Origin of the sequence: Erwinia sp. OLFS4 (assembly GCF_002752165.1) — a bacterium.
Lineage (GTDB): Bacteria > Pseudomonadota > Gammaproteobacteria > Enterobacterales > Enterobacteriaceae > Izhakiella.
Window position 1 is genome coordinate 47,847 of record NZ_MOMB01000054.1, and the last position, 23,889, is coordinate 71,735.

Below are 23,889 nucleotides of genomic sequence, written 5' to 3' on the forward strand. Positions count from 1 at the left end.
AATTCCGTGAGTGTAAGCAGGAAGGCCGGGAAACCGGCCTTGCAGGGTTATTTTTTATTGGGACGTATTTGTGGTGCGGCTTTGTCCAGCACACCGTTGACAAACTTATGGCTGTCTTCGGCGCCAAATACTTTCGCCAGTTCAATGCCTTCGTTAATTGCCACTTTGTAGGGAACGTCGCTACGCTTGCTCAGTTCATACAGCGACAGGCGCAGGATTGCCCGTTCCACCTGACCGAGTTCTTCCAGCTGGCGTGAAAGATAAGGTTTCATTAATCCATCAAGATAGTCGCTGTTCGTGGCGACCCCTGACAATAGCTCACGAAAATAGCCAATATCGACGTCGGTGACGTCCTGTTCCGCCAGAAACTGATATTCAACATCGGCGATGTCATTATGCGACAACTGCCAGGAGTAAAGTGCCTGGACTGCGCATTCACGTGCGCGGCGGCGGGCAGCAGGTTTCACAACATTCCCCTTAAAATCAAGCGTTAATCGCTTTCAGTACGTTAATCATTTCCAGAGCAGTCAGTGCGGCTTCCGCCCCTTTGTTACCGGCTTTGGTACCGGCACGCTCAATGGCCTGCTCAATATTTTCCGTCGTCAGTACGCCGAATGCCACGGGGATATCGCTGTTCATCGCAACGCTGGCAAGGCCGGAACTTGCTTCACCGGCAACATATTCAAAATGGGCAGTGCCACCACGGATAACGGTACCCAATGCCACTACCGCATGATGTTTACCCGCCTGGGCCAGCGCACGTGCGGCCATCGGCATTTCATAGGCGCCAGGCACCCAGACCACGGTGATATTTTCGTCTTTAACCTGACCGATACGCTTTAGCGCATCAATAGCGCCGTTCAGCAGGCTGTCGTTGATGAAGTTATTAAAACGGGCAATCACAATGGCAACGCGCGCCTCAGGCGAGGCAACAGCAGCTTCGATGACTTTCATAGTGTTCCTTATCGGATTCGGTGTAATGGCCCCGAGGGGGGCGGATTCTATCATATTCTCACGGATTCTGCTTCCGCTTTTGTATGCCGCGTTAGCGCGGGGTCAGAATCAGACGCAAATCCGGGCCGATTTGACGCACATCACTGAAAACAAAGTCCGGCGCATCGGCCAGATGACTGAGGGCCGGCAGCTGACACAAGCCACGCGCACTATCACCGAGCAGTTTCGGCGCCAGATAAACGATCAGTTCATCCACCAGACCGGCCTGCAACAAGGCACCAGCCAGCCCGGCACCAGCCTCGACCCACAGCGTATTAATTTGCTGTTTTCCCAGTAGCATCAGCAAGGCCACGATATCAACCCCCTGATGCACGGCAGGCAGGCTGAACTGCGTCACCGACTCAGGCCATTTCTGTGTGTCAGCATGCAGTCGCGCCAGCCAGGTTTCACCAGGCTGATGAATCAGCCGGTGCTGCGGGGTCACCCGATTGTGGCTGTCGATAATCACACGCACCGGCTGACGTAGCTGCGTCGCGCTCAGCTGCTGCTGTACCTCGGGGTTCAGCTCCTGCCAGCGCACCGTCAGTGAAGGGTCGTCAGCAATAACCGTGGCGCTGGTGGAAAGCAGCGCGCAACTCATCGCCCGAAAGTGCTGAACGTCCTGGCGGGCCTGCGGCGAAGTAATCCACTGGCTTTCTCCACTGGCCATCGCGGTGCGCCCATCCAGCGACGCCCCCAGCTTAAGCTGCAGCCAGGGAAAACCTGTACGCATTCGCTTAAAAAACCCGCGATTCAGACGTTCAGCCTCAGCCATCATCAGGCCATCACTTACCGTGACGCCGGCCTGTTGCAGACGATACAACCCGCGGCCAGCGACCTGCGGGTTCGGGTCCTGCATCGCGGCAACCACCCGATGGATACCCGCCGCCAGCAGGGCGTCACAACAGGGTGGCGTGCGACCAAAATGGCTGCAGGGTTCAAGGGTGACGTAAGCAGTGGCGCCACGGGCACGCTCGCCAGCCATGCGCAGCGCGTGCACTTCAGCATGCGGCTCGCCGGCACGCTGATGCCAGCCTTCACCCACAATCTCCCCCTGGCGGACTATTACGCAACCTACGTTAGGGTTAGGCCTGGTGGTATACAGACCGCGGCGCGCCAGTTCCAGCGCGCGCGCCATAAAGCGCTCATCGCTCATAATTAATCCTGTAGACGGGCGATTTCTTCACCAAATTCGCGCACATCTTCAAAACTGCGGTAAACCGAGGCAAAGCGAATATAAGCGACCTTATCCAGCTTTTTCAGTTCATCCATCACCAGGCCGCCAATCATTTTACTGGTAATCTCACGCTCACCGGTCGCACGCAGCTGGGTTTTAATATGGCTGAGGGCATCTTCAACCGCATCAGCACTGACCGGGCGTTTTTCCAGCGCTTTCATAATACCGCTGCGCAGTTTTTCTTCATTGAACGGCTCGCGAATATCGTTGCTTTTCACTACCCGTGGCATCACCAGCTCTGCAACTTCAAAGGTGGTAAAACGCTCGTGACAAACCAGACACTGACGTCTGCGCCTGACCGAGGTTCCCTCACCCACCAGGCGTGAATCAATCACTTTTGTGTCAATTGCAGAACAAAATGGGCAGTGCATACGCTTTCCTGGCTTTACCAAATAATTCTCAGTTTAACGCGAAGTTGCGACTAACTGAAACCTTTACCCGTGCGCCATCCGACGCAATTATTCGCGATAAATGTTACAACTGGTAAAAGCGACTATCATTATGCTATCGCTCCATAAAGGAGCTTAACTGAGTGGAGATCGAAAATGGGACTTTTTAGTTTTCTCGAAACAGTGGGAACCAAACTGTTCGGCGGCTCACAGGATAAGAGCGCAGCTCTGCAAAAGCATATTCAGCAGCTCAATCTACCGGGCAGTGATAAAGTCAGCGTGAAGGTGGATGGTGATAAAGTCACCATTAGCGGTGACGGCGTGTCACAGGAAGTGAAGGAAAAAATTCTGGTGGCTGTAGGTAACGTTGAAGGGATTAAAAGCGTTGATGATCAGGTAACCACCAGCGATGCCCGCGAAATTCGTACCTACAGCGTCAAGCCAGGTGATAACCTGAGCAAAATAGCAAAAGAAGTGTATGGCGATGCCAATCAGTACAATAAAATCTTCGAAGCCAATAAACCGATGCTCAGCAGTCCGGATAAAATCTATCCCGGACAGGTTCTGCGTATCCCTGATTAAGTTTTAGCGAGATATCAATAGATGACAGTAAGGAACGCTGTTTACGCGGCGCTGATGCCGGCCCTGCTGTTGGTGGGCTGCTCGGCGCCGCCCCGCCAGGTCCATCATTTACATAATGAAGTCAGCAAACTCAATAAAGAACTGAGTCAGCTGACGCGCCAGGCCAGCGCGCTGGAACTGCAAAACAGCCTGAATCTCCACGCCGGCCAGGGTGCCTGGCTGGTACCCGAAGCCAGCACCCCGGTGGTGTTGCAAAGCCAAATCGCCGATCTGAGCCTGTTACTGGTATCGGTGCAGGCCGATAACGATAACAGCAGGATTTTGCTGCGTGTTCATACCAGCGCCAGCGCTGCACTGCCGGCTTTCAGCGCTCGGGTTGAATGGGGTGAGCGCGATAGCGTCAGCGGTAAACCGCTGCCGGGCAGTGGCCATATACAGCAAATCCACGTTGATGCCGGCCTGACAAGTTCGCGCGACGTCACGCTGGCAGTGCTGCTTGAGGATATTCAGCCACAGCAGCTGGGCTATGTCAGGGTACATGATATCGTGGCGGATAAAACGCAGTGATAAAAAAACGGCACCTCAGGGTGCCGTTTTTCTTAACTCACTGTCAGCGTTATCGCCAGGAATTAAGGTAAAATTGAAGGCTGGTCCGCCCCCTCTTTTTCCACTTTTTGCGTCATCATATGTTCACGCTTCATACCCAGCTTCAACGCCAGCGCCGACGAAACATAAATCGATGAAATGGTTCCGACAGTAACACCAATCAGCATGGTCAGCGAGAAGCCTTTTAGCAACGCACCGCCAAAAATGAACAGAATCAGAACCATCGCCAGGGTCGTCGCTGAAGTGATAATAGTACGACTCAACGTCTGGGTCAGAGAAACGTTGGTAATATCGTAAGACGACCCGCGACGAATACGGCGGAAATTCTCACGAATACGGTCTGACACCACAATTTTATCGTTCAGTGAATAACCAATCACCGACATCAGCGAAGCAATAATCGTCAGGTCAATCTCGATATGGAACAGGGAAAGCAATCCGACGGTAATGATAACGTCATGGATCAATGCCAGCACGGTGCCCAGCGCCAGACGCCATTCGAAACGAAAGCCGATATACAGCAGAATCGCCCCGAGGGCAGACAGCAGCGCCATCGCCCCCGCCTGCGCCAGATCGCTTCCGACGCTCGGTCCGACAAACTCAATGCGCTTCACGGTAGCATGCTGTTGAGATGCCTGATTAATTACCGTGACCACTTTGTTACCCAGTTCCTGCCCGCCAGGCCCTTTATCCGGTGCCATACGGACCATCACGTCGCGACTGCTACCAAAATTCTGCACCTGCGGCTCAACAAAACCAGCCGTTTGCAGCGCGCTGCGCAGGCTGTCGAGATTGGTCGGTTTTTCCAGATTGATTTCAATCACCGTACCACCGGTGAAATCAAGCCCCCAGTTAAAACCACGCACGCCAATAATGGCAATCGACGCAACGATCAGCAGAGCGGAGATGATAAAAGCCAGCGTGTCCCAGCGCATAAAGTCAACGACTTTACGCCCGTGGTTTAGCTGCTCAATATTGTATTCACGTGCCACAACTCGCTCCTCAGATTGACAGCTTGCTGATACGTTTGCCGCCGTATATCAGGTTAACGATAGCGCGGGTGCCGAGGATCGCAGTAAACATTGAGGTGCCGATACCAATGGCTGTGGTAATGGCAAACCCTTTAATCGATCCGGTACCCACCGCATAAAGAATAATGACTTTAATCAGCGTGGTGACGTTAGCATCAACGATACTGGAGAAGGCACCTTTGTAGCCCTCATGAATCGCCTGCTGCACGCTACGCCCATTGCGTAATTCTTCTTTAATACGTTCATTAATCAGTACGTTAGCATCAACTGCGACGGCCAGCGTCAGTACGATCCCCGCAATCCCCGGCATAGTCAGCGTCGCCCCCGGTATCAGCGACATAATGCCGACAATCAGCACCAGGTTGGCCAGCAGCGCCGAGGTGGCAATCAGACCAAATTTCTTATAGAACACCACCATAAACAGAATCGATGCCAGCAGTCCCCACAGGCATGCTTCCAGACCCTGGGTAATATTTTGCTGTCCCATGGTCGGGCCGATGGTGCGCTCTTCGACAATCTGGATCGGTGCAATCAGAGCGCCGGCACGCAGCAGCAGCGACAGCTGACGCGCCTCGTTCGGATCGCCAATACCGGTAATACGGAAACTGTTACCCAGCCGTGACTGAATATTCGCCACGTTGATAACCTGCTCCTGTTTCTCCAGAATCGCCCGGCCGTTGGCATCTTTCTTACCACTGTCTTTATATTCCACGAACAGCGTCGCCATCGGCTGACCGATGTGATCCTTGGTGAAATTAGACATCAGATTGCCGCCGCTGCCGTCAAGAGAGATATTAACCTGCGGCTGGTTATACTCGTCCATGCTGGAAGTGGAGTCCGTAATGTGATCGCCGGTCAGAATCACGCGTTTGTAGAGAACCGTTGGCTGACCATCACGGGTATATTTCACTTCAGAATCACCGGGAACACGCCCATTTGCCGCGACGTTACTGTCAACCGAGCTATTAACCAGACGGAATTCCAGCGTAGCGGTGGCGCCAAGAATCTCTTTAGCACGCGCGGTATCCTGAATCCCCGGCAGCTCAACCACAATGCGGTCTGAACCCTGACGCTGAACCAGAGGTTCCGCGACGCCCAGTTGGTTAACACGATTACGCAGAATATTAATATTCTGCTGCACCGCATACTCACGCGCTTCACGCAGGCGCTCATCGGTCATCACCGCACGCAGCATGTTGCTGCCGCTGCCCGAGATCACCAGGTCACGATGACGCGGCGCCAGGTAGCTGATGGCGGCATCACGATCGGTCGCGTTAAGAAACTGGATTTGCAGGCCGTAATTAGCCGCTTTACTGATGGTAGTGTAAGGAATATTTTTTTCACGCAGATCGCTGCGCAGGCCATCAATATTCTGCTCCTGCAGCTTGCTCAGCGCAGTATCCATATCCACTTCCATCAGGAAGTGAACGCCACCGCGTAAATCAAGGCCCAGTTTCATTGGCTCGGCATTCAGTAGCTTTAGCCAGGAGGGCGTCGCCGGCGCAAGGTTAAGCGCCACGACATATTTTTCGCCCAGCGCCTTAATCAGCGCCTCACGCGCATGCAGCTGGACGTCGGTATTGGCAAAGCGCGCCAGAATAGCGCCCTCTTCCAGGGCGATCGACTTAGCCGGAATATTATCTTGTTTGAGCACGCTCTGGATTTGGTCCAGCGTCTGTTCACTGGCTGCGGCTCCGCGCACGCCAGTGACCTGAACGGCCGGATCCTCACCATAAAGGTTAGGAAGTGCGTAAACCAGACCGACGATAAACACCACGGTCAGCAACAGGTACTTCCATAAAGGATAACGATTTAACACAGTAGTTCCCTTAGGGAAAACAGATAATTACAGCGCCTTCATTGTACCTTTCGGCAGAACGGCAGCCACGAAATCACGCTTAACGACCACTTCAGTGGTGTCGTTTAATGCAATGGCCACATAACCGGTTTCCGCCACCTTAGTTACTCGCCCAACCAGGCCGCCGGTAGTCAGCACTTCATCGCCCTTAGAGATGGAATCCATCAGTTTTTTATGCTCTTTTGTCCGCTTTTGCTGCGGACGCAGGATCATAAAATAGAAAATCAGGCCAAATACCACCAGCATAATCACCAGAGAATAAGGACTCCCCTGAGAAGGGGCGCCGGTCGCGGCCACAGCATCAGAAATAAAAAAACTCATGACAATTTCCTTCAATTGTTAATTATCAGAGGATAAGGACGGTGCCGTCTTACCCATCCGTTGATAGAATCCCAAAACAAAGCGCTCTAATGTACCCTCTTCAATGGCCTTGCGTAAACCCGCCATCAGGCGCTGGTAGTAACGCAGGTTATGAATGGTGTTCAACCGCGCGCCCAGTATTTCGTTACAACGATCCAAATGATGCAAGTAAGCACGACTATAATTGCGACAGGTATAACAATCGCATTCGGCATCGAGTGGGGAGGTATCATCTTTATATCGGGCATTGCGGATTTTCACCACGCCATCGGTGACAAACAGGTGGCCGTTGCGGGCATTACGGGTGGGCATCACGCAATCGAACATATCAATCCCACGACGCACGCCTTCCACCAGATCTTCCGGCTTCCCCACCCCCATCAGATAGCGGGGCTTATCCTGAGGAATTTGCGGACACAGGTGTTCAAGAATCCGGTGCATATCCGCTTTAGGTTCACCCACTGCCAGACCGCCCACAGCGTACCCATCAAATCCTATCTCTACCAGTCCTCTGACGGAAACATCACGTAAATCTTCGTAAACACTGCCCTGAATAATGCCAAATAACGCGTTTTTATTGCCTAATGCATCAAAACGCTCACGGCTACGTTTTGCCCAGCGCAAAGACATTTCCATTGAACGCTTCGCGTAATCCCATTCCGCCGGATAGGGGGTGCACTCGTCAAAAATCATCACAATATCGGAACCCAGATCGTACTGAATCTCCATCGATTTCTCAGGATCGAGAAAAATCGGGTCACCATTAATCGGATTACGAAAATGCACGCCTGCTTCAGTAATTTTACGAATATCACCGAGACTGAATACCTGAAAACCGCCAGAATCAGTAAGAATAGGACCAGGCCAGTGCATGAAATCATGCAGATCGCCGTGCAGCTTCATAATCTCCTGTCCCGGACGCAGCCAGAGATGAAAAGTATTGCCCAGAATGATTTGCGCCCCGGTCTCCTGCACTTCTTCCGGGGTCATACCTTTCACCGTACCGTAGGTACCAACGGGCATAAACGCAGGCGTTTCCACCACGCCACGTTCAAAAATCAGACGGCCGCGACGGGCGTGACCATCCGTGGTATCAAGTTCAAATTTCACGTTAACTCCATCACCAGAGAAACAGTCCGGCGATTAATTAAAAGAGACGCATTCTAGCAATGCTGAACGCGGCTTGCTATATCAGCAGCTCAGGCGCCGACCTTTTCGTCGGGCGCGCCGGGGTTGCGGCTGATAAACATGGCATCACCATAGCTGAAAAAGCGATACTGCTGTGCCACCGCCTGCTGATAGGCATGCATGGTATGGCGATAACCAGCAAAAGCGCTGACCAGCATAATCAGCGTTGATTCCGGCAGATGAAAATTGGTAATGAGAGCATCAATGATCTGATAGCGATAACCCGGGTAGATAAAGATACGGGTATCGGCAAAAAAAGGCGCGATAAGGGAATCAGCGGCAGCCTGCGCGGCACTCTCCAGCGAACGTACCGATGTTGTTCCCACCGCCACCACGCGGTTACCCCGCTGTTTGCAGGCCAGCACCGCATCAACAACATCCTGTGACACCTCAGCATATTCAGCATGCATGTGGTGATCTTCAATGGTGTCAACTTTGACCGGTTGAAAGGTACCGGCGCCCACGTGCAGCGTGACAAAAGCGGTATTGACCCCCTTATCACGCAGCGCCTGCAGCAGCGGCTGATCAAAATGCAGGCCCGCGGTCGGGGCGGCAACTGCCCCCGGCTTTTCGCTGTAAACCGTCTGGTAGAGTTCGCGGTCCGCGTCTTCGTCGGGACGGTCAATATAAGGAGGCAGCGGCATGTGTCCCACTGCGTTAAGAATATCCAGCACTGGCCGCGCATCATCAAAAACAATTTCAAACAGCGCATCGTGACGCGCCACCATGGTGGCGGCAACGCTGTGATCATCGCCAAGCAGCAGCGCACTTCCCGGCTGGGGTGCTCTTGATGAACGCACGTGGGCGAGCACTCGCTTATCATCCAGCACTCGCTCCACGAGAACTTCAATTTTTCCACCGCTGGCTTTACGGCCATAAATACGCGCCGGAATCACCCGGGTATTGTTAAAAACCAGCAGGTCGCCGGCATCAAGCTTTTCCAGCAGGTCGGTGAAAATGCCATGGCTAAGCTGGCCGGTTTCACCGTCAAGAGAAAGTAAACGACAGCCGCTACGCTGTGCCTGCGGATAATGGGCAATCAGCGAGTCAGGTAATTCGAATGAAAAATCAGCAAGGCGCATGGTTCTTTCTGGCAGAGTGAAAACAGGGGGCATAGTCTAACGGAAAAGCACCGGCAGCAGAACCTTTGTCATTGCCGGGGGACCTCTGCGGCGGGTGACGGAAAAAAATATCGCCGGCTAACATTAATTACTCATATACTGCCGTAATGAACTTTCTTGCGCATTTACATCTTGCCAGCCTGGCCAACAGCTCGCTGCTGGGTAACCTGATGGCCGATTTTGTCCGTGGCGATCCCTGGCAAAGCTGGCCACCCGCAGTGGCTGCAGGCATCACCCTGCACCGACGTATCGATGTCCTGACCGATGGATTAGCGGAAGTGAAAGCAATGCGCAGGCTTTTTCGTCCCGCTACCCGCCGGGTTGCCCCTGTCACCCTTGATGTGGTCTGGGACCATTTTCTGTCATTACACTGGGACAGGCTGGTGGCGCAGCAAACCCTGCCGGCGTTTCTACGGCAGGCGGAAAGCGAGATTACCCCCTGCCTGGCACAAACCCCGCAGGCGTTTCAGGATCTTAATCGCTATCTGTGGCAGGAAAACTGGATGCAGCGCTACAGCGAACGCGAGTATCTGCAACAGGTCTTCAATGGAATGGCGAATCGCCGACCGCGTCTGTCGGCACTGCGCGACTCCTGGCAGGATTTTTGCGATAATTATGGCGAACTGGAACAGGCTTTCTGGCAGTTTTATCCACGAATGATGGCGTCAGCCAGGCTCGGGCAGCTCTGACATCCCCCGCCTGATTGACAGCATCATACCCCATTCCGGCGACGGCCAGCGCAGGGTTATTTACGTTGGTTTCCTGGCGTGCCTCGCTTATACTGCCGCCGTGTTGTCACTAAAACCTAACCAACTAACAGGAGTGAAAATGGTCCTGGTAACTCGTCAAGCCCCGGATTTCACCGCTGCCGCAGTATTGGGTAATGGTGAAATCGTTGAAAATTTCAACTTCAAAAAACACACGGCAGGCAAACCCACCGTGCTGTTCTTCTGGCCGATGGATTTTACTTTCGTCTGTCCATCAGAACTGATTGCTTTTGACAAGCGTTACGAAGAATTCCAGAAGAAAGGCGTGGAAGTTGTTGGTGTATCTTTCGACTCCGAATTTGTGCACAATGCCTGGCGCAACACGCCGGTCGACAAAGGTGGTATCGGTGCGGTGCGCTATGCCATGGTTGCCGACATTAAGCGCGAAATCCAAAAAGCATACGGCATTGAACATCCGGACGCCGGCGTTGCGCTGCGCGGTTCTTTCCTGATCGACAAAGCCGGCGTGGTACGTCACCAGGTGGTTAATGATCTGCCGCTAGGCCGTAACATCGATGAAATGCTACGTATGGTTGACGCCCTGCAGTTCCACGAAGAGCACGGTGAAGTATGTCCGGCTCAGTGGCAAAAAGGCCAGGCAGGTATGGGCGCATCTCCGGAAGGCGTTGCCAAATACCTCAGCGAAAACGCCGCCAGACTGTAAACGGTCTGACGCGCGCCAGACGCGCAAGCTATCACCATGCTGGTCAGAATCTGACCGGCATTTTTTTTATTTGCCGCTCCCGCCTTGATGCACAGCGCTTTGCGCTCAGGCCCGTATGCCGGTCAGCGATTAGCCGCCGTTTTTCAGATCCTGCCAGCTGTTGTACCGCCGCCGCCAGAGTTACAATCAGGCAGGCAGATAACAGGCGGAAAGTGAATTGATGCATACAGCAACCGGTGCCGGCTTAATAGGGCTGCTGATAGCCGGCGCTGCCAGCGCAGACGCTACCTCACACTGGCAGCTGGAAAAAGTGGTAGAGGTGGTTCGCCACGGCGTACGTGCGCCGGTGCCCTGGGATCGGCGCGCCATTGAAGCCGCTACCGGCCGGCCATGGCCACGCTGGCGGGTAGCCGATGGCGAACTGACCCGACACGGCTGGCGCGCCGTCTGGCTAAAGGCGCAGCCTGAAGGTCAGTACTACCGGCAGCATCATCTGATAAGCCCCGGTTGCCCGACAACGCAGGATGTCTATATCTATGCCAGCCCGCGACAACGGACCCGGGCAACCGCCACGGCTTTCAGTGAAGTTGCATTTCCCGGCTGCCAGCTGAAGATACACTATCAGCACGATGGCAACGACCCGCTGTTTCTCACCGGCACGCAGCATATAGCGCTCGACGGTAAAAAAACCACCCTAGCGGTACTGCGGGCAATGGGCGGAAATATACAGACCGCTCAGCAGCGCTGGCAACCGGCTATCAATCAGCTGGCGCGCGCGCTGTGCCGGCCAGCCCATCCCTGCCCGCTGGCCTCCAGCCGCTGGCAACTTCGCCTTAACCCGGACGGGCGTGTGTCGGTGCCGGCGCTTGACCATCAGGCTGCTGCTGCCGAAACCCTGCGCCTGGCCTGGAGTGAGGGCTGGCCGGCGGCGGAAGTCGGATTTGGCCATCTGCGGCGGGCCGATGACCTGCTGCCCCTGCTGACGCTCAACAGCGTAAAATATCGCTATACCAACGACATTCCTTACCTTGCGCGCCGTCTCGGCTCACGCCTGCTGGCACAAATTATCCGCGCGCTGTCAACCGATGCACCTGCTGAGGTCGGCCGACGCTGGCTGGTGCTGGTGGCGCATGATAACAACATTGCCTGGTTGCGCACTTTACTGGATTTCCACTGGCAGCAGGCCGGGTATCCACCGGGAGATATCCCTCCTGGCGCCAGCCTGGTATTCGAGCGCTGGCGCAATACGCTCAGCGGAAAACGCTACTTGCGCATCCGCTTTCGCGCCCAGCGTCTGGAGCAGATTCGCCATCTGCGTCCTCTGGCATCAGCCGGTGACCTGTTACAGAGTGAATACCGCGCACCGGGCTGTCAGCAAACGGATATCGGCATACTCTGTCCGCTAAACGCCAGCCTGAAAACCTTCAGCGCGCGGCTGGATAACACCATATTACAGCCCTTCCACTGGCCAGTACCCTGAGAATCCAGTTTCAGGCAACTATCAGGAGGAGCCAGCGCGTCGGGCCGCCGCCCGGGTTACCAGCTTCCAGCCCAGCAGCAGTAATACAATCCAGACCGCACCAACGTACAGCGACACCCGGGTGTCCGGCGAGTGGCCAATCAGCAGAATAATAAACGCCAGAAACAGCACCCCTACCATGGCGGTAAAGCACCCCCCCGGCATAGCGAATTGCAGCGACTGGCGCTGCTGTGGCGTCAGCTGCCGACGGAAGGCGATATTAGCCAGCAGGATCATGATCCACACCCAGACGGTGGCAAACGTGGCCAGCGAAGCGATAACCAGAAACACTTTTTCCGGCATCAGGTAGTTGAGATAAACCGCTATCAGCAGCGCCGCCATCATAATAACTACCGTCAGCCAGGGGATGCCTCGTTTTGACAGCTGGCCAAATGCCCGCGGGGCATGCCCCAGTTCCGCCATACCGTGCAGCATACGGCCAACACCAAATACATCACTGTTAATGGCTGAAAGTGATGCGGTAATCACCACAAAATTGAGAATCGATGCTGCTGCCGCAATGCCCAGATGCTGAAAGGTAAGCACAAAGGGACTGCCCTGAGTACCCACCTGATTCCACGGATAAACGGACATAATCACAAACAGGGTGCCGACATAAAACACCAGAATACGCAGCGGCACAGAGTTAATAGCGCGCGGAATGGAACGGGCCGGATCTTTCGCTTCACCCGCAGTGATGCCGATAATCTCAATGCCCCCGTAGGCAAACATCACCATTTGCAGGGAAAGCAACATCCCTACGACGCCATGGGCAAAAAAACCACCGTTACGCCACAAATTATCAATGCCGGTTGGCTGACCACCGTTGCCAATTCCCCAGATAATGATGGCAAAGCCGGCGAGAATCATCATTACAATGGTAGCCACTTTGAAAAACGAGAACCAGAACTCCAGCTCGCCAAATATACGCACGCTCATCAGGTTAATTGCGCCGATAATCAGCACCACGCTAAGTACCCAAATCCAGTGCGGCACGTCGGGGAACCACACGCCCATATAAACCCCGAACGCCGTCACATCGGCAATGGCAACAATCAGAATTTCAAAACAGTAAGTCCAGCCGGTGATATAGCCCGCCAGCGGACCAAGATAATCCTGCGCATAGCGTGAAAAAGAACTGGCCTGAGGATTATTTACCGCCATTTCACCGAGCGCGCGCATAATAATATATGCTACCGCCCCCCCAATGATATACGCCAGCAACACGCTGGGTCCGGCCATCTGAATGGCATCGGCAGAACCATAAAATAATCCGGTGCCAATTGCCGAACCCAGTGCCATAAAGCGGATATGACGAGAACTCAATCCCCGTTTCAGTGACTGACTTGATTGCTGCATTCCGTTCAACCTTAAAATGAAAAACCACGGTTATCCCGTGGTTGTAACAGCTGCTGAAAAAATCTGACTACTGTGCCGTCTGCTGTTTCTGCCCTAACATCCGGTCGCTGATCCCGGCAATTACTGTCACAAACAGCGTAGGAGGCAACCAGGATAACCCCTGGTCCGCCAGCGGCAGATGCTGCAAAAAGTGCGGCAGCTGGCTGGTGAAATGGCTGGATTTGAACGCATCAGCAATGCCAAACAACAAGCTAACCAGCATCGCAGGTGCCACCGTCCGGCTGCTTTTATTCCACCAGCTGAGGGTGAAACTTAATACAACCAGCACAATACACGGTGGATAAATGGCGGTCAGTATTGGCACCGAAATCTGAATCAGCTGGCTAAGGCCAAGATTAGACACCACCATCGAAAACAGGCCAAGCATAAACACCAGCGTGCGATAAGAAAAGGGCAGATACTGGGCAAAAAACTCAGCGCAGGCACAGGTCAGGCCGACCGCCGTCACCATGCAGGCGACAAAAATCAGTGATGCCAGCAGGAAACTACCAAAACCGCCAAAGGTATGCTGGACGTAGGCGTGTAAGATTGCCGCACCGTTCACATCCTGCGCCACCAGCAGGCCGCTTCCAGACCCCAGTTTAAACAGGCTGAGATAGAGCAGCGTCAGGCCGGCACCGGCAATCACGCCTGCCGTCATAGCATAGCGGGTCAGCAGTGAAGCACGCTGCACGCCACGGGAACGGGCCGCGTTAACGATGACGATGCCAAAAACCAGCGCCCCCAGGGTATCCATGGTGAGATAACCGTTAACAAAACCAGTGGAAAATGCCGCTCGCTGATAGTCAGCGGTAGCCGGTACCAGCTCACCAGCAGGCCAGATTAATGCCGCCACGCCGAGTACCGTCAGCGCCACAATTTTAAGCGGCGCCAGAAAGTGGCCTACCGTATCCAGTAGTTTGCCTGGATAGAGAGAAATCAGGATCACCAGCGCGAAATAGATCAGGCTGTAAATCAGCAGAGGAGCGGCACCATTACCGGTCAGCGGCGCGATACCGACTTCAAATGAAACCGTTGCGGTACGTGGCGTAGCAAATAGCGGCCCGACCGCCAGATAGCAGACGGTGGCTAACAACACGCCGGCTTTTTTACCAATCGGCGCACTGAGTGCATCAATACCGCCGCCTACCCGCGCCAGGGCAATGACCGTGATCACCGGTAATCCCACCGCAGTGAGCAGAAAGCCAGATGCCGCAGTCCAGACGTGTTCGCCGGATTGAATACCAACCATGGGAGGGAAAATGATATTGCCTGCGCCAACGAACAGCGCAAACGTCATAAAACCCAGTGCGAGAATATCCTTTGTTTTTAAGTGTTGTGTCATAGCTGTGGGTGTTGCCTGTAAAACGCGAGTCGTGAAGGTTATGTGCTGGTACTGACTACGTAGAGTTGTTGTTATCAGCGGGCGCTAGTAAAACGTTTATAGCGCATGAAGGCAAGTGTAAGGCGATAATGCAGAGTGATATATTGCACTTAATACAAAAACCAGTTTATCTGTTCAAATAATACCACTATCACGCCATATGATTTGTACAGTTTTTGTACACGGGAAGATAACTTCCCGCATCATTAGCGCCAGGGATGCACAAAAGGCGCGAAAATTCGCCCCTTTTGCACGTTACCCGCTTATTTCCACAGTTCGTGGGCAATGGAGACCACCAGCCGCAGTTTATCCCACTGCTGTGCCTCGCTGATATTATTGCCCTCTTCTGTTGAGGCAAAACCACACTGTGGACTCAGGCAAAGCTGATCAAGGCTGACATAGCGTGCAGCCTCGGCAATACGTGCCTTCACCGCCGCCGTCGATTCCAGCTCCCCGGTTTTGGTCGTAATCAATCCCAGTACTACCTGCTGTTTACCCGGGCGGATAAAACGCAGCGGTTCAAAGCCACCAGAACGTTCATTATCGTACTCAAGGAAAAACGCGTCGACATTCACCCCGCCAAACAGGATTTCCGCCACCGGTTCATAGCCTCCTTCTGAAATCCAGGTCGAGCGGAAATTACCGCGGCAAACGTGCAAACCAACGGTAAGATCGTCCGGCTTGCCGGCCAGTGCCTGGTTGAGAACCCGGGCATAAGTGCGTGCCAGCGCGTCGGGATCTTCACCCTGCTCACGCAGCTGACGGCGCTGATCTTCTGAACACAAATAAGCCCATACGGTGTCGTCCAGCTGCAGGTAGCGACAGCCTGCCTCGTAAAATGCCGTAATAGCCTGGCGCCAGGTCGCGGCCAAATCGTCAAAAAACGCCGCCATCTCTGGATATACGCCGGCATCCACTGCCTTGCGTCCACCGGCGCGGAAATGGAGCACGCTTGGGCTGGGGATGGTCATTTTTGCCACCGCATCACCACTGATGCTTTTCAGATAGCGAAAATCCTCCAGCATCGGGTGCTGACTGAAACCCAGCCGGCCATTAATGCGGATGCTGCGTGCTTTGGTCTGCACGCCATTAAACTGAATGCCGTGAGCGGATTCATAAGGCTCCACTCCGTCCAGTCCTTCAAAGAAATCCAGATGCCACCAGGCGCGACGAAATTCACCGTCAGTGACCACTTTCAGGCCGCAGGCGCGCTGCTGTGTCACCACCTCACGAATGGCCTGATCTTCAATGCGCCTGAGCGCCACGGCATCAATCTGCCCTTGCTGAAACTGTTCACGTGCCTGCTTTATCGCTTGCGGACGCAAAAAGCTGCCCACTACTTCGGCCCGCAGGTCCGCGTTATTACGTTGCATCAATCTGACTCCTGGTAGACCGTCACATTAGTTTCGTTACGAAACAGTGACGCATGGGTATTTTTTAGACTTCTGGATGGCTAAACTAGCATAGAAGACTCGCAGGGTATCAGTCAACGGCTAACGCAGAAGTTTGCTATCACCCGGGCGCCGGTTGCCCGATTCACCCTTAACTATCGCATTGCGCCAGTGCGCTTAACGGGCGCTGGTCACGCGACTGTTTTGCGGCTGTGGCACAATCCGGCCCGGCGCCAGGGTAAAACTGAATACCGTTTCCTGATGCGCAACGCTGGTAATATCCAGCCTGGCATTATGATGGCTAAGCGCATGCTTAACGATAGCCAGCCCGAGGCCGCTGCCGCCGGTCTGGCGTGAACGGGCTTTATCAACCCGATAAAAGCGCTCGGTCAGACGGGGAATATGCTCTGGTGCAATACCAGGACCATTATCTTTCACCGTAAAACGCGCCCCGCCCTGTGGCGTGCGCAGCCAGCTGACGTCAATCCGCGTGCCTTGTGGGGTATGATTAACCGCGTTATAAACCAGATTAGAAATGGCACTGCGCAGCTGCTCATCGTTGCCTAACACCCGCAAATGCGGATCGGTATGAAAATGTATCTGGTGGCGACCGCCGCTGAGGGTTTCCGCCTCACGCTGTAACATGCTCAACATGACCGGTACATCAATTTTGTCCTGCAACTCAAAGGAAGGCGCAGCTTCAATACGCGATAAGGTCAGCAATTGTTTAACCAGAGTATCCATACGCCGGCTCTGCTCCTGCATGGTACTCAGCGCCTTTTCACGCAGCGCCGGCGGCATTTCCCCATCCTGCAACACCTCAAGGTAGCCTTGCAGAACCGTTAACGGCGTGCGTAATTCGTGGCTGACGTTGGCAAAAAAGTTACGCCTTGCCCCTTCCAGGTTATGCATTTGCGTGACATCACGGGCCACGATCAGCCACTGACCTTCACTGTAAGGCATAATACGAAACTCAATATGCCGGCTGTGGCTGATAACCAGCGTCAGCGGCCGGGAAAAATCACGTTCACGCAAATAACGGGCAAATTCGGGATAACGCAGCAGGTTGAGGATATTCTGGCCGTAGTCTTCCGGCCAGCGCAGACCGAGAATCTGCTGCGCCAGACCATTACACCAAAAAATAATGCCATCATCTGTCGCCAGAACCAACGCGTCCGGCAGTGATTCTGCACCGCTGCGAAAACGTTTAATCAGCTGACGCAGCTCACGCCGCCGCCGGCGGTTACGCGACTGCATTTGATTCAGGCCATAAAACACCGACTCCCAGCTACCGCGTCCGGTGGGCGGCGTCATCTTACGATCAACCCACACCCAGTGTGAAAGCCGCATCAGGTTTCTGGCATGCCAGATCATTAACGCCAGCAACGCCAGCATCAGTAACCAGGGTAAGTAGCCAAACCGTAGCCCGACAATGAGTGCCGGCAAGCAGACCAGCACCAGTTCCAGCACCAGCCTTTTCCAGCTAAGACGTTCCAGCACCGTAAAACTCCAGCGAGTAGAAATCAGTAACGGGCAGAGAAACGGTATCCTGTTCCACGTACTGTCTGCACCATGCGATCGTGTCCGCTTATCTCCAGCGCTTTACGCAGCCGGCGGATATGCACATCCACGGTACGGTCTTCAACATACACGTTGGTTCCCCACACGTTGTTCAGCAGCTGCTCGCGGCTGTAGACACGTTCCGGATGCGTCATAAAGAAATGTAGCAGCTTATATTCCGTCGGTCCCATTTCCAGTGGCATTTCACCGGCCATCACGCGGTGTGAAGAGGGATCGAGATTCAATCCCTGAATTTCAATGACTTCTTCAACAGCCATCGGAGAGATGCGCCGCATCAAGGCTTTAATCCGGGCAACCAGTTCCTTAGGGGAAAAAGGTTTGGTCATATAGTCGTCGGCGCCCGCTTCCAGCCCACGCACCTGGTCCTCTTCTTCACCGCGTGCTGTCAGCATAATCACCGGAATATCGCGCGTCATCGCTTCGCGCTTCATATGTTTAATAAACTGAATGCCGGTGCCGCCGGGCAACATCCAGTCCAGTAAAATCAAATCGGGCCAGGGTTCAATCAGCAGATTGATGGCACTGTGATAATCCTCAGCCTCAATCGGTTGAAAATCATGCTGTTCCAGGACAAAACATAACATTTCCCGAATCGGGGCTTCATCTTCAACCACCAGAATACGCTTTGCCATCATTGCTCCTGCTTATGCGACGGTCGTCGCTTTATATGCGGCGTCATTATGCGTCAGTTTTATGACAGATTTATGAAAAATGCAGCCACCCGCCGGCGGGAAAACAGAATTGTACTGAACAAAAATCGCGTCATAATGGTGCCTGCAAAGCAAATGACGTTTCATTGTCGCAGGTTCGCCAGGGAGAAAATCCGGTGCGTATGATTCATACCTCTGACTGGCATCTGGGCCAGTTTTTTTATACCAAAAGCCGCGCCGCGGAACACCAGGCTTTTCTCGACTGGCTTTACCAGCAGATCATTGATTATCAGGTCGATGTGTTGCTGGTCGCCGGTGATATTTTTGATACCGGCTCCCCGCCGAGCTATGCCCGTGAAATGTATAACCGCTTTGTAGTCCGGCTGCGCGACAGCGGTTGTCAGATGATCGTGCTGGCTGGCAACCATGACTCTGTCGCCATGCTCAATGAATCTCGCGGATTAATGGCTTGCCTGAACACCCAGGTGATTACCAGCGCCAGTGACGATCTGCAACAGCAGGTTTTGCTGCTTCACGATCGCCATGGCGAACCTGGCGCGCTGCTGTGTGCCATCCCGTTTTTGCGGCCTCGCGATATTCTACGCAGCGAAGCCGGCCTGAACAGTCAACAAAAACAACAGAACCTGCTTGACGCCATCAGCAACCACTATCACCGCTGTTTTCGCCATGCGCAGACCCGACGCCAGGCGGAAGGGCTGAGAGTGCCGATTATTGCCAGCGGTCATTTAACCGCGCTTGGGGTGAGTAAAAGTGAATCGGTACGCGACATTTATATCGGCACCCTGGACGCTTTTCCGGCTCAGGGTTTCCCGGCGGCCGATTATATTGCGCTGGGACATATTCACCGCCCGCAGAAAATCAATGGCCAGTCTCATATCCGTTATAGCGGCTCGCCAATCCCGTTAAGTTTTGATGAAGCTGCCAGTGAAAAAAGCGTCTGTCTGGTGGAATTTAGCGGCGACACACTGCGGACGGTAACGCTGCTCACCGTGCCCTGCTTTCAGTTACTGCAGGTCATTAAAGGGACCCAGGCAGAAATTGAACACCAGCTGGCACAGTTGTCAGCTGAGGCAGAAGACCGCCCCGTCTGGCTGGATATTGAAATAACCAGCCAGGATTACCTGAGTGATATTCAGCAACGTATACAGCAGATTACCACTGAGCTACCGGTGGAGGTTCTGCTGATCCGTCGCAGCCGGGAACAGCGTAACAATACGCTTTTGCGCCAGCATAACGAAACCCTGGCGGAACTCAGTGTTGAAGAGGTGTTTGCCCGGCGCCTGGCCGGCGAACCTGAACAGGGAACGGAAAGCGCCGAACGACTCACCCGGCTATTTAATCAGGTGGTGGCGCAGGTACGCCAGCCGGAGAGTACGGAATGAAGATAATCACCCTGCGTTTCAAAAACCTTAATTCGCTGCGCGGCGAATGGCAAATTGATTTCACCCGCGCCCCTTTTGCCAGCAGCGGATTATTTGCTATCACCGGACCCACCGGCGCCGGCAAAACCACTTTACTGGATGCCATTTGTCTGGCGCTTTACCACGAAACGCCGCGTCTTGGTCCCCTGTCACAAACGCAAAATGATCTGATGACTCGCAACACCGCCGAATGTCTGGCGGAGGTGGAATTTGAAATTAAAGGCCAACGCTGGCGGGCTTTCTGGGGACAAAACCGGGCACGCGGCGCCGCTGACGGCAATCTGCAACCGCCGCGCGTTGAGCTGGTACGCTGTGCCGATAACCAGATCGTTGCCGACAAAGTCCATGATAAAAAGCGGCTGCTGGAAAAACTGACCGGACTGGACTTTGCCCGCTTCACCCGCTCAATGATGCTGTCACAAGGACAGTTTGCCGCCTTTTTAAATACCAATGCGAAAGATCGTGCAGAGTTACTTGAACAGCTGACCGGCACGGAAATTTATGGTCTGATTTCCGCCCGGGTTTATGAGCAGCATAAAAACGTACGCAGTGAACTGGATCTGTTAAAAACCGAAGCCGACGCGATGGCCCTGCTGGATAGCCAGACTCGTGAGGCGCTGCTGACACAGCGGCAGCAGCTGCAGGCTGACGAAACCCGGTTGACAGCACAGCTGGAACAAGTACAGCAGCAAAGCCACTGGCTGGCGCAAAAACAACAGCTGGAACAGCAGCTGCAGCAGGCGCAACGCCGCCAGCAGGATCTGCAGCAACAATGGCAGGATAGCCAGCCGCAACGTGACCGGCTGGCACAGGCCGCACCGGCAGAAACCCTGCGTCCGCTCTGGTTGCAAAAACAGCAGCTGCAACAGGATCTGCTAACGCTCTCGCAACAAAGTAAACAATTACTTTCGCAGCTGGACGAGGCGGAAAAAGCGCTGGACGAGGCTGCACAAGCCTGCCAGCAGGCTGAAGCCAGCCATCTGGCACTGGTTCAGCATCTCAGCCAGCAGGAAATGCTGCTTAACGATCGGGTTATTCCGCTGGACCACCAGCTGGCCAGCGCATCGCACCAGCACCAGCAACTGGCCCAACAATGTGATAGCCAGCAGCAGGCGCTGACGGCGCGGCGCGGCCAGCTGGCGCAACTGCAAACTGACATTGCCGCGCTGCAACAACAACAGCAACAACAATCCCAGTGGCGTGAAGCACAGCAAAAGGTGGCAGATTGGGGACCGGAACTGGCCGGCTGGCGCCAGCAGTTACGCCATTTACAGCAACATCATCAGCAATTATCCCAGCTTGATGAACACCATCAGCAACAAACGCTGGCGCAGCAGCAATTACAGCAACAGCTGACACAGCAACGCCAGGCGCTGGTGCCCTTGCAGCAGCGTGCCGATGCAGCCCATCACCAGGCTCAGGAGGCCGGGCAGGCACTGACTTCACTTAGGCAACAACTGGACGAACCCCAGTTACGGCAGCACCTTAGCCGCTTTATCAACCAGCGTCCTGCGCGTCAGTCATTGCTGGTTCTGGCCTCACAAATGCAACCGCTTATCCGCCGTCAGGCCGTTTTAGGCGACCAACTGAGCCGCCTGCACCGCGAAATAGCCGAAAAACAGCGGCAAACGGAACTGTTGCGTCAGCAGCATAACAACCAGCAGCAGCAGGTCAGCGCGCTTGAAAAACAGCAGGCGCTGGAACAGCGCATTATTGCACTGGAGGCCGAGCGCGCCCGGCTGGTCGACGGAGAACCCTGTCCGCTTTGCGGCGCCTGCCAGCATCCCGCCGTCGGACATGCTCCCTCCCCAGGGCGGGATGACACCCGCCAGCAGCTGGATAATCTGCGGCAACAGCTGACCGCGCTGGCGCGTGAGGAAAGCGTCAGCGAAGAACAGCTGCACGCTCTGGAAAAACAGCATCAGCAGGCACGCACGGAAGCAGAACAGATTCACCAGCAGCTGACCGGACTGACAACCCACTGGACAGAGTGCTGCACCCAGCTGGCAGTTACCTTAGATCCGCAACAGCAGGATCAGCTGACCTGCTGGCAACAGCAACAGGAACAACAGGAGCGCGACTGCCAGCTGGCGCTGCAGCAGATAGAACAAGCTCAGCATGCCTGTCACCAGGCGCAACAGCACGATCAACAGCAACAACAACAGGTAATGCAGGCCAGTCAGCACTATCAGCTGCTACTGCAACGCCAGCAAAGTGAGGCACAGCACGTCAAGGCGCTGGCCAGCCAGCGGCAGGCACAGCAGCAGGAATATCAGCGCCAGCATCAGGCCCTGCAGCACACCCTCAGCGCCGCCGGGCTGACGCTGCCGGAGGATGACTGGCAGCCCTGGCTGGCTGAGTGTGAGCAGCGCTGGCAACAGTGGCAACAGCATGAACAGGCGCAGCATGAAACCCGCCGTCTGCTCAGTGAACTGCAGGCGCGTCAGCAGGCGCTGACTACTGACTGTGACGAGAAAGCCGCCCGCCTGCTACAGCTGCAACAGCAGTCAGAAGACGTCATGCAACGCTGCCAGCAAACGCAGCAGCAGCGTCAGGCGCTGTTTGCCGATCGCCAGCCTGCTGAAGCACGCCGTCAATGGCAGCAACAACGCCAGCAGAGTGATGAAACGCGCAGCGCCCGGCAGGCCCACTGGCAACAGACGGAAAAACAGTACAATACTCTCAGCGGCCATTACCAGTCTCAGCGCCAGCAACTGACGCAGCTGCAGCAACGCAGCGAGGCCGCCGAAGCGGCATTTACCGGCGCCCTGCAGCGCAGTCATTTCAGCAGTGAAGCTCTGTTTCTGCAGGCGCTGTTAGCGCCAGAAGAACAGCAGCACCTGCAGGCGCAGCAGCAACAGCTAACGCAGTTGCTGCATCAGCAAAATGCCCTGCTGACACAGGCACAACAGGCTGTTGATGCGCACCACGCCCTGCCGGCGGCCGCGCTCAACGCGCCTGCCGAATCACTGCCGGCGCAACGGGACAGTCTGCGCCAGCAATTGCGTGACAATGCGCACCAGCAGGGTGAAATCAGCCAGCAGCTCACCAGCGATGCGCAGCGACGTGAACAACAACAAACGTTGTTACAACGCATGACTGCAGGTGAGCAACAGCTTGCCGACTGGAGCCGGCTGAATCAGCTTATCGGCTCACAAACTGGCGATCGCTTCCGAAAATTCGCCCAGGGCCTGACCCTTGACCACCTGGTCTGGCTGGCTAACAATCAGCTGGCTCGCCTGCATGGTCGCTATATGCTGCAACGCAAGGACAGTGAAGCGCTGGAACTGCAGGTGATTGATACCTGGCAGGCTGATGCACTGCGCGATACCCGAACGCTTTCCGGCGGCGAAAGTTTTCTGGTCAGCCTGGCGCTGGCGCTGGCGTTATCTGATCTGGTCAGCCACAAAACCCGCATTGAATCACTGTTTCTTGATGAAGGTTTCGGCACCCTCGATGCACAAACCCTGGACATCGCACTGGATGCCCTGGATGCGCTGAACGCCGCCGGCAAAACCATCGGCGTTATCAGTCACGTGGAAGCAATGAAAGAACGCATTCCGGTTCAGATTAAGGTGCGAAAACACAATGGCCTCGGCTACAGCAAGCTGGAATTACCCTCAACAGCATAATGGCCGGGGGGCATCCGGCCTGATCCGCAGTCGCGCCAACGGATGGCGGCGCTGCACATCAATGGCACCATCAATAATGAAACAGACGAGTCCCAT

General features: G+C 54.7%; 21 protein-coding genes. 7 read left to right on the forward strand and 14 right to left on the reverse strand.

The window, feature by feature from the left end; genetic code table 11:
- Positions 1-47: 47 nt before the first annotated feature.
- The 4 genes from nusB to nrdR form a co-directional block, all read right to left on the reverse strand.
- Entirely contained in the window at positions 48-467 is a 420-nt protein-coding gene (gene nusB, locus BL249_RS13505) for a transcription antitermination factor NusB (RefSeq protein WP_099706126.1), read from the reverse strand.
- Positions 468-483: 16 nt separating this feature from the next.
- Positions 484-954, reverse strand: coding sequence for a 6,7-dimethyl-8-ribityllumazine synthase (gene ribH, locus BL249_RS13510; protein ID WP_099706125.1), 471 nt, complete (start codon positions 952-954; stop codon positions 484-486).
- A gap of 91 nt (positions 955-1,045) precedes the next feature.
- Positions 1,046-2,149, reverse strand: a complete 1,104-nt coding sequence (gene ribD, locus BL249_RS13515; protein WP_099706124.1) for a bifunctional diaminohydroxyphosphoribosylaminopyrimidine deaminase/5-amino-6-(5-phosphoribosylamino)uracil reductase RibD — start codon at positions 2,147-2,149, stop codon at positions 1,046-1,048.
- A 2-nt stretch (positions 2,150-2,151) separates the two neighbouring features.
- Positions 2,152-2,601: a transcriptional regulator NrdR gene (gene nrdR, locus BL249_RS13520; RefSeq protein WP_099706123.1), complete on the reverse strand. Its 450-nt coding sequence runs from the start codon at positions 2,599-2,601 to the stop codon at positions 2,152-2,154.
- Positions 2,602-2,775: 174 nt separating this feature from the next.
- Here nrdR and lysM point away from each other — a divergent pair, with 174 nt between their 5' ends.
- On the forward strand, positions 2,776-3,201 hold the full coding sequence (lysM, locus tag BL249_RS13525; RefSeq protein ID WP_099706122.1) for a peptidoglycan-binding protein LysM: 426 nt from the start codon (positions 2,776-2,778) through the stop codon (positions 3,199-3,201).
- Positions 3,202-3,222: 21 nt separating this feature from the next.
- On the forward strand, positions 3,223-3,768 hold the full coding sequence (locus tag BL249_RS13530; protein ID WP_099706121.1) for a DUF3251 domain-containing protein: 546 nt from the start codon (positions 3,223-3,225) through the stop codon (positions 3,766-3,768).
- 62 nt (positions 3,769-3,830) lie between these two features.
- On the opposite strand, the gene secF is transcribed toward BL249_RS13530, so the two are convergent.
- The 5 genes from secF to queA all read right to left on the reverse strand — a co-directional run bounded on the left by secF (position 3,831) and on the right by queA (position 9,326).
- Positions 3,831-4,799: a protein translocase subunit SecF gene (secF, locus tag BL249_RS13535; RefSeq protein WP_099706120.1), complete on the reverse strand. Its 969-nt coding sequence runs from the start codon at positions 4,797-4,799 to the stop codon at positions 3,831-3,833.
- 10 nt (positions 4,800-4,809) lie between these two features.
- On the reverse strand, positions 4,810-6,657 hold the full coding sequence (gene secD / locus BL249_RS13540) for a protein translocase subunit SecD (protein WP_099706119.1): 1,848 nt from the start codon (positions 6,655-6,657) through the stop codon (positions 4,810-4,812).
- 27 nt (positions 6,658-6,684) lie between these two features.
- A complete protein-coding gene (gene yajC / locus BL249_RS13545; RefSeq protein WP_099706118.1) occupies positions 6,685-7,017 on the reverse strand; it encodes a preprotein translocase subunit YajC in 333 nt (110 codons plus the stop codon).
- 18 nt (positions 7,018-7,035) lie between these two features.
- Positions 7,036-8,166 (reverse strand): tRNA guanosine(34) transglycosylase Tgt, encoded by a 1,131-nt coding sequence (tgt, locus tag BL249_RS13550; RefSeq protein WP_099706117.1) that lies wholly within the window; start codon positions 8,164-8,166, stop codon positions 7,036-7,038.
- Positions 8,167-8,255: 89 nt separating this feature from the next.
- Positions 8,256-9,326: a tRNA preQ1(34) S-adenosylmethionine ribosyltransferase-isomerase QueA gene (gene queA / locus BL249_RS13555; protein WP_099706116.1), complete on the reverse strand. Its 1,071-nt coding sequence runs from the start codon at positions 9,324-9,326 to the stop codon at positions 8,256-8,258.
- A gap of 146 nt (positions 9,327-9,472) precedes the next feature.
- Here queA and BL249_RS13560 point away from each other — a divergent pair, with 146 nt between their 5' ends.
- From BL249_RS13560 to BL249_RS13575, 3 genes are all read left to right on the forward strand, one after another.
- The gene (locus BL249_RS13560) at positions 9,473-10,054 is read left to right on the forward strand and encodes an ACP phosphodiesterase (protein ID WP_099706115.1); all 582 of its coding nucleotides are present in this window, start codon (positions 9,473-9,475) and stop codon (positions 10,052-10,054) included.
- A 139-nt stretch (positions 10,055-10,193) separates the two neighbouring features.
- The gene (locus BL249_RS13565) at positions 10,194-10,796 is read left to right on the forward strand and encodes a peroxiredoxin C (protein WP_099706114.1); all 603 of its coding nucleotides are present in this window, start codon (positions 10,194-10,196) and stop codon (positions 10,794-10,796) included.
- Between the two features lie 220 nt (positions 10,797-11,016).
- Entirely contained in the window at positions 11,017-12,276 is a 1,260-nt protein-coding gene (locus BL249_RS13575; protein WP_099706112.1) for a histidine-type phosphatase, read from the forward strand.
- A 21-nt stretch (positions 12,277-12,297) separates the two neighbouring features.
- On the opposite strand, the gene proY is transcribed toward BL249_RS13575, so the two are convergent.
- The 5 genes from proY to phoB all read right to left on the reverse strand — a co-directional run bounded on the left by proY (position 12,298) and on the right by phoB (position 18,701).
- Positions 12,298-13,674: a proline-specific permease ProY gene (gene proY / locus BL249_RS13580; protein WP_099706111.1), complete on the reverse strand. Its 1,377-nt coding sequence runs from the start codon at positions 13,672-13,674 to the stop codon at positions 12,298-12,300.
- Between the two features lie 67 nt (positions 13,675-13,741).
- Positions 13,742-15,058 (reverse strand): branched-chain amino acid transport system II carrier protein, encoded by a 1,317-nt coding sequence (gene brnQ, locus BL249_RS13585; protein ID WP_099706110.1) that lies wholly within the window; start codon positions 15,056-15,058, stop codon positions 13,742-13,744.
- Positions 15,059-15,360: 302 nt separating this feature from the next.
- Positions 15,361-16,470, reverse strand: a complete 1,110-nt coding sequence (locus BL249_RS13590; RefSeq protein ID WP_099706109.1) for a cobalamin-independent methionine synthase II family protein — start codon at positions 16,468-16,470, stop codon at positions 15,361-15,363.
- A 195-nt stretch (positions 16,471-16,665) separates the two neighbouring features.
- The gene (phoR, locus tag BL249_RS13595; protein WP_099706108.1) at positions 16,666-17,988 is read right to left on the reverse strand and encodes a phosphate regulon sensor histidine kinase PhoR; all 1,323 of its coding nucleotides are present in this window, start codon (positions 17,986-17,988) and stop codon (positions 16,666-16,668) included.
- Between the two features lie 23 nt (positions 17,989-18,011).
- Positions 18,012-18,701, reverse strand: coding sequence for a phosphate response regulator transcription factor PhoB (gene phoB / locus BL249_RS13600; RefSeq protein WP_099706107.1), 690 nt, complete (start codon positions 18,699-18,701; stop codon positions 18,012-18,014).
- 194 nt (positions 18,702-18,895) lie between these two features.
- Here phoB and sbcD point away from each other — a divergent pair, with 194 nt between their 5' ends.
- Both sbcD and BL249_RS13610 read left to right on the forward strand, forming a co-directional pair.
- Positions 18,896-20,122 carry an exonuclease subunit SbcD gene (gene sbcD / locus BL249_RS13605; protein ID WP_099706145.1) on the forward strand — a complete coding sequence of 409 codons (1,227 nt, stop codon included), beginning with the start codon at positions 18,896-18,898 and terminating at the stop codon, positions 20,120-20,122.
- A complete protein-coding gene (locus tag BL249_RS13610) occupies positions 20,119-23,793 on the forward strand; it encodes an SbcC/MukB-like Walker B domain-containing protein (RefSeq protein WP_099706106.1) in 3,675 nt (1,224 codons plus the stop codon). The genes sbcD and BL249_RS13610 overlap by 4 nt, the downstream gene beginning before the upstream one ends.
- The last annotated feature ends 96 nt before the right edge of the window (positions 23,794-23,889 follow it).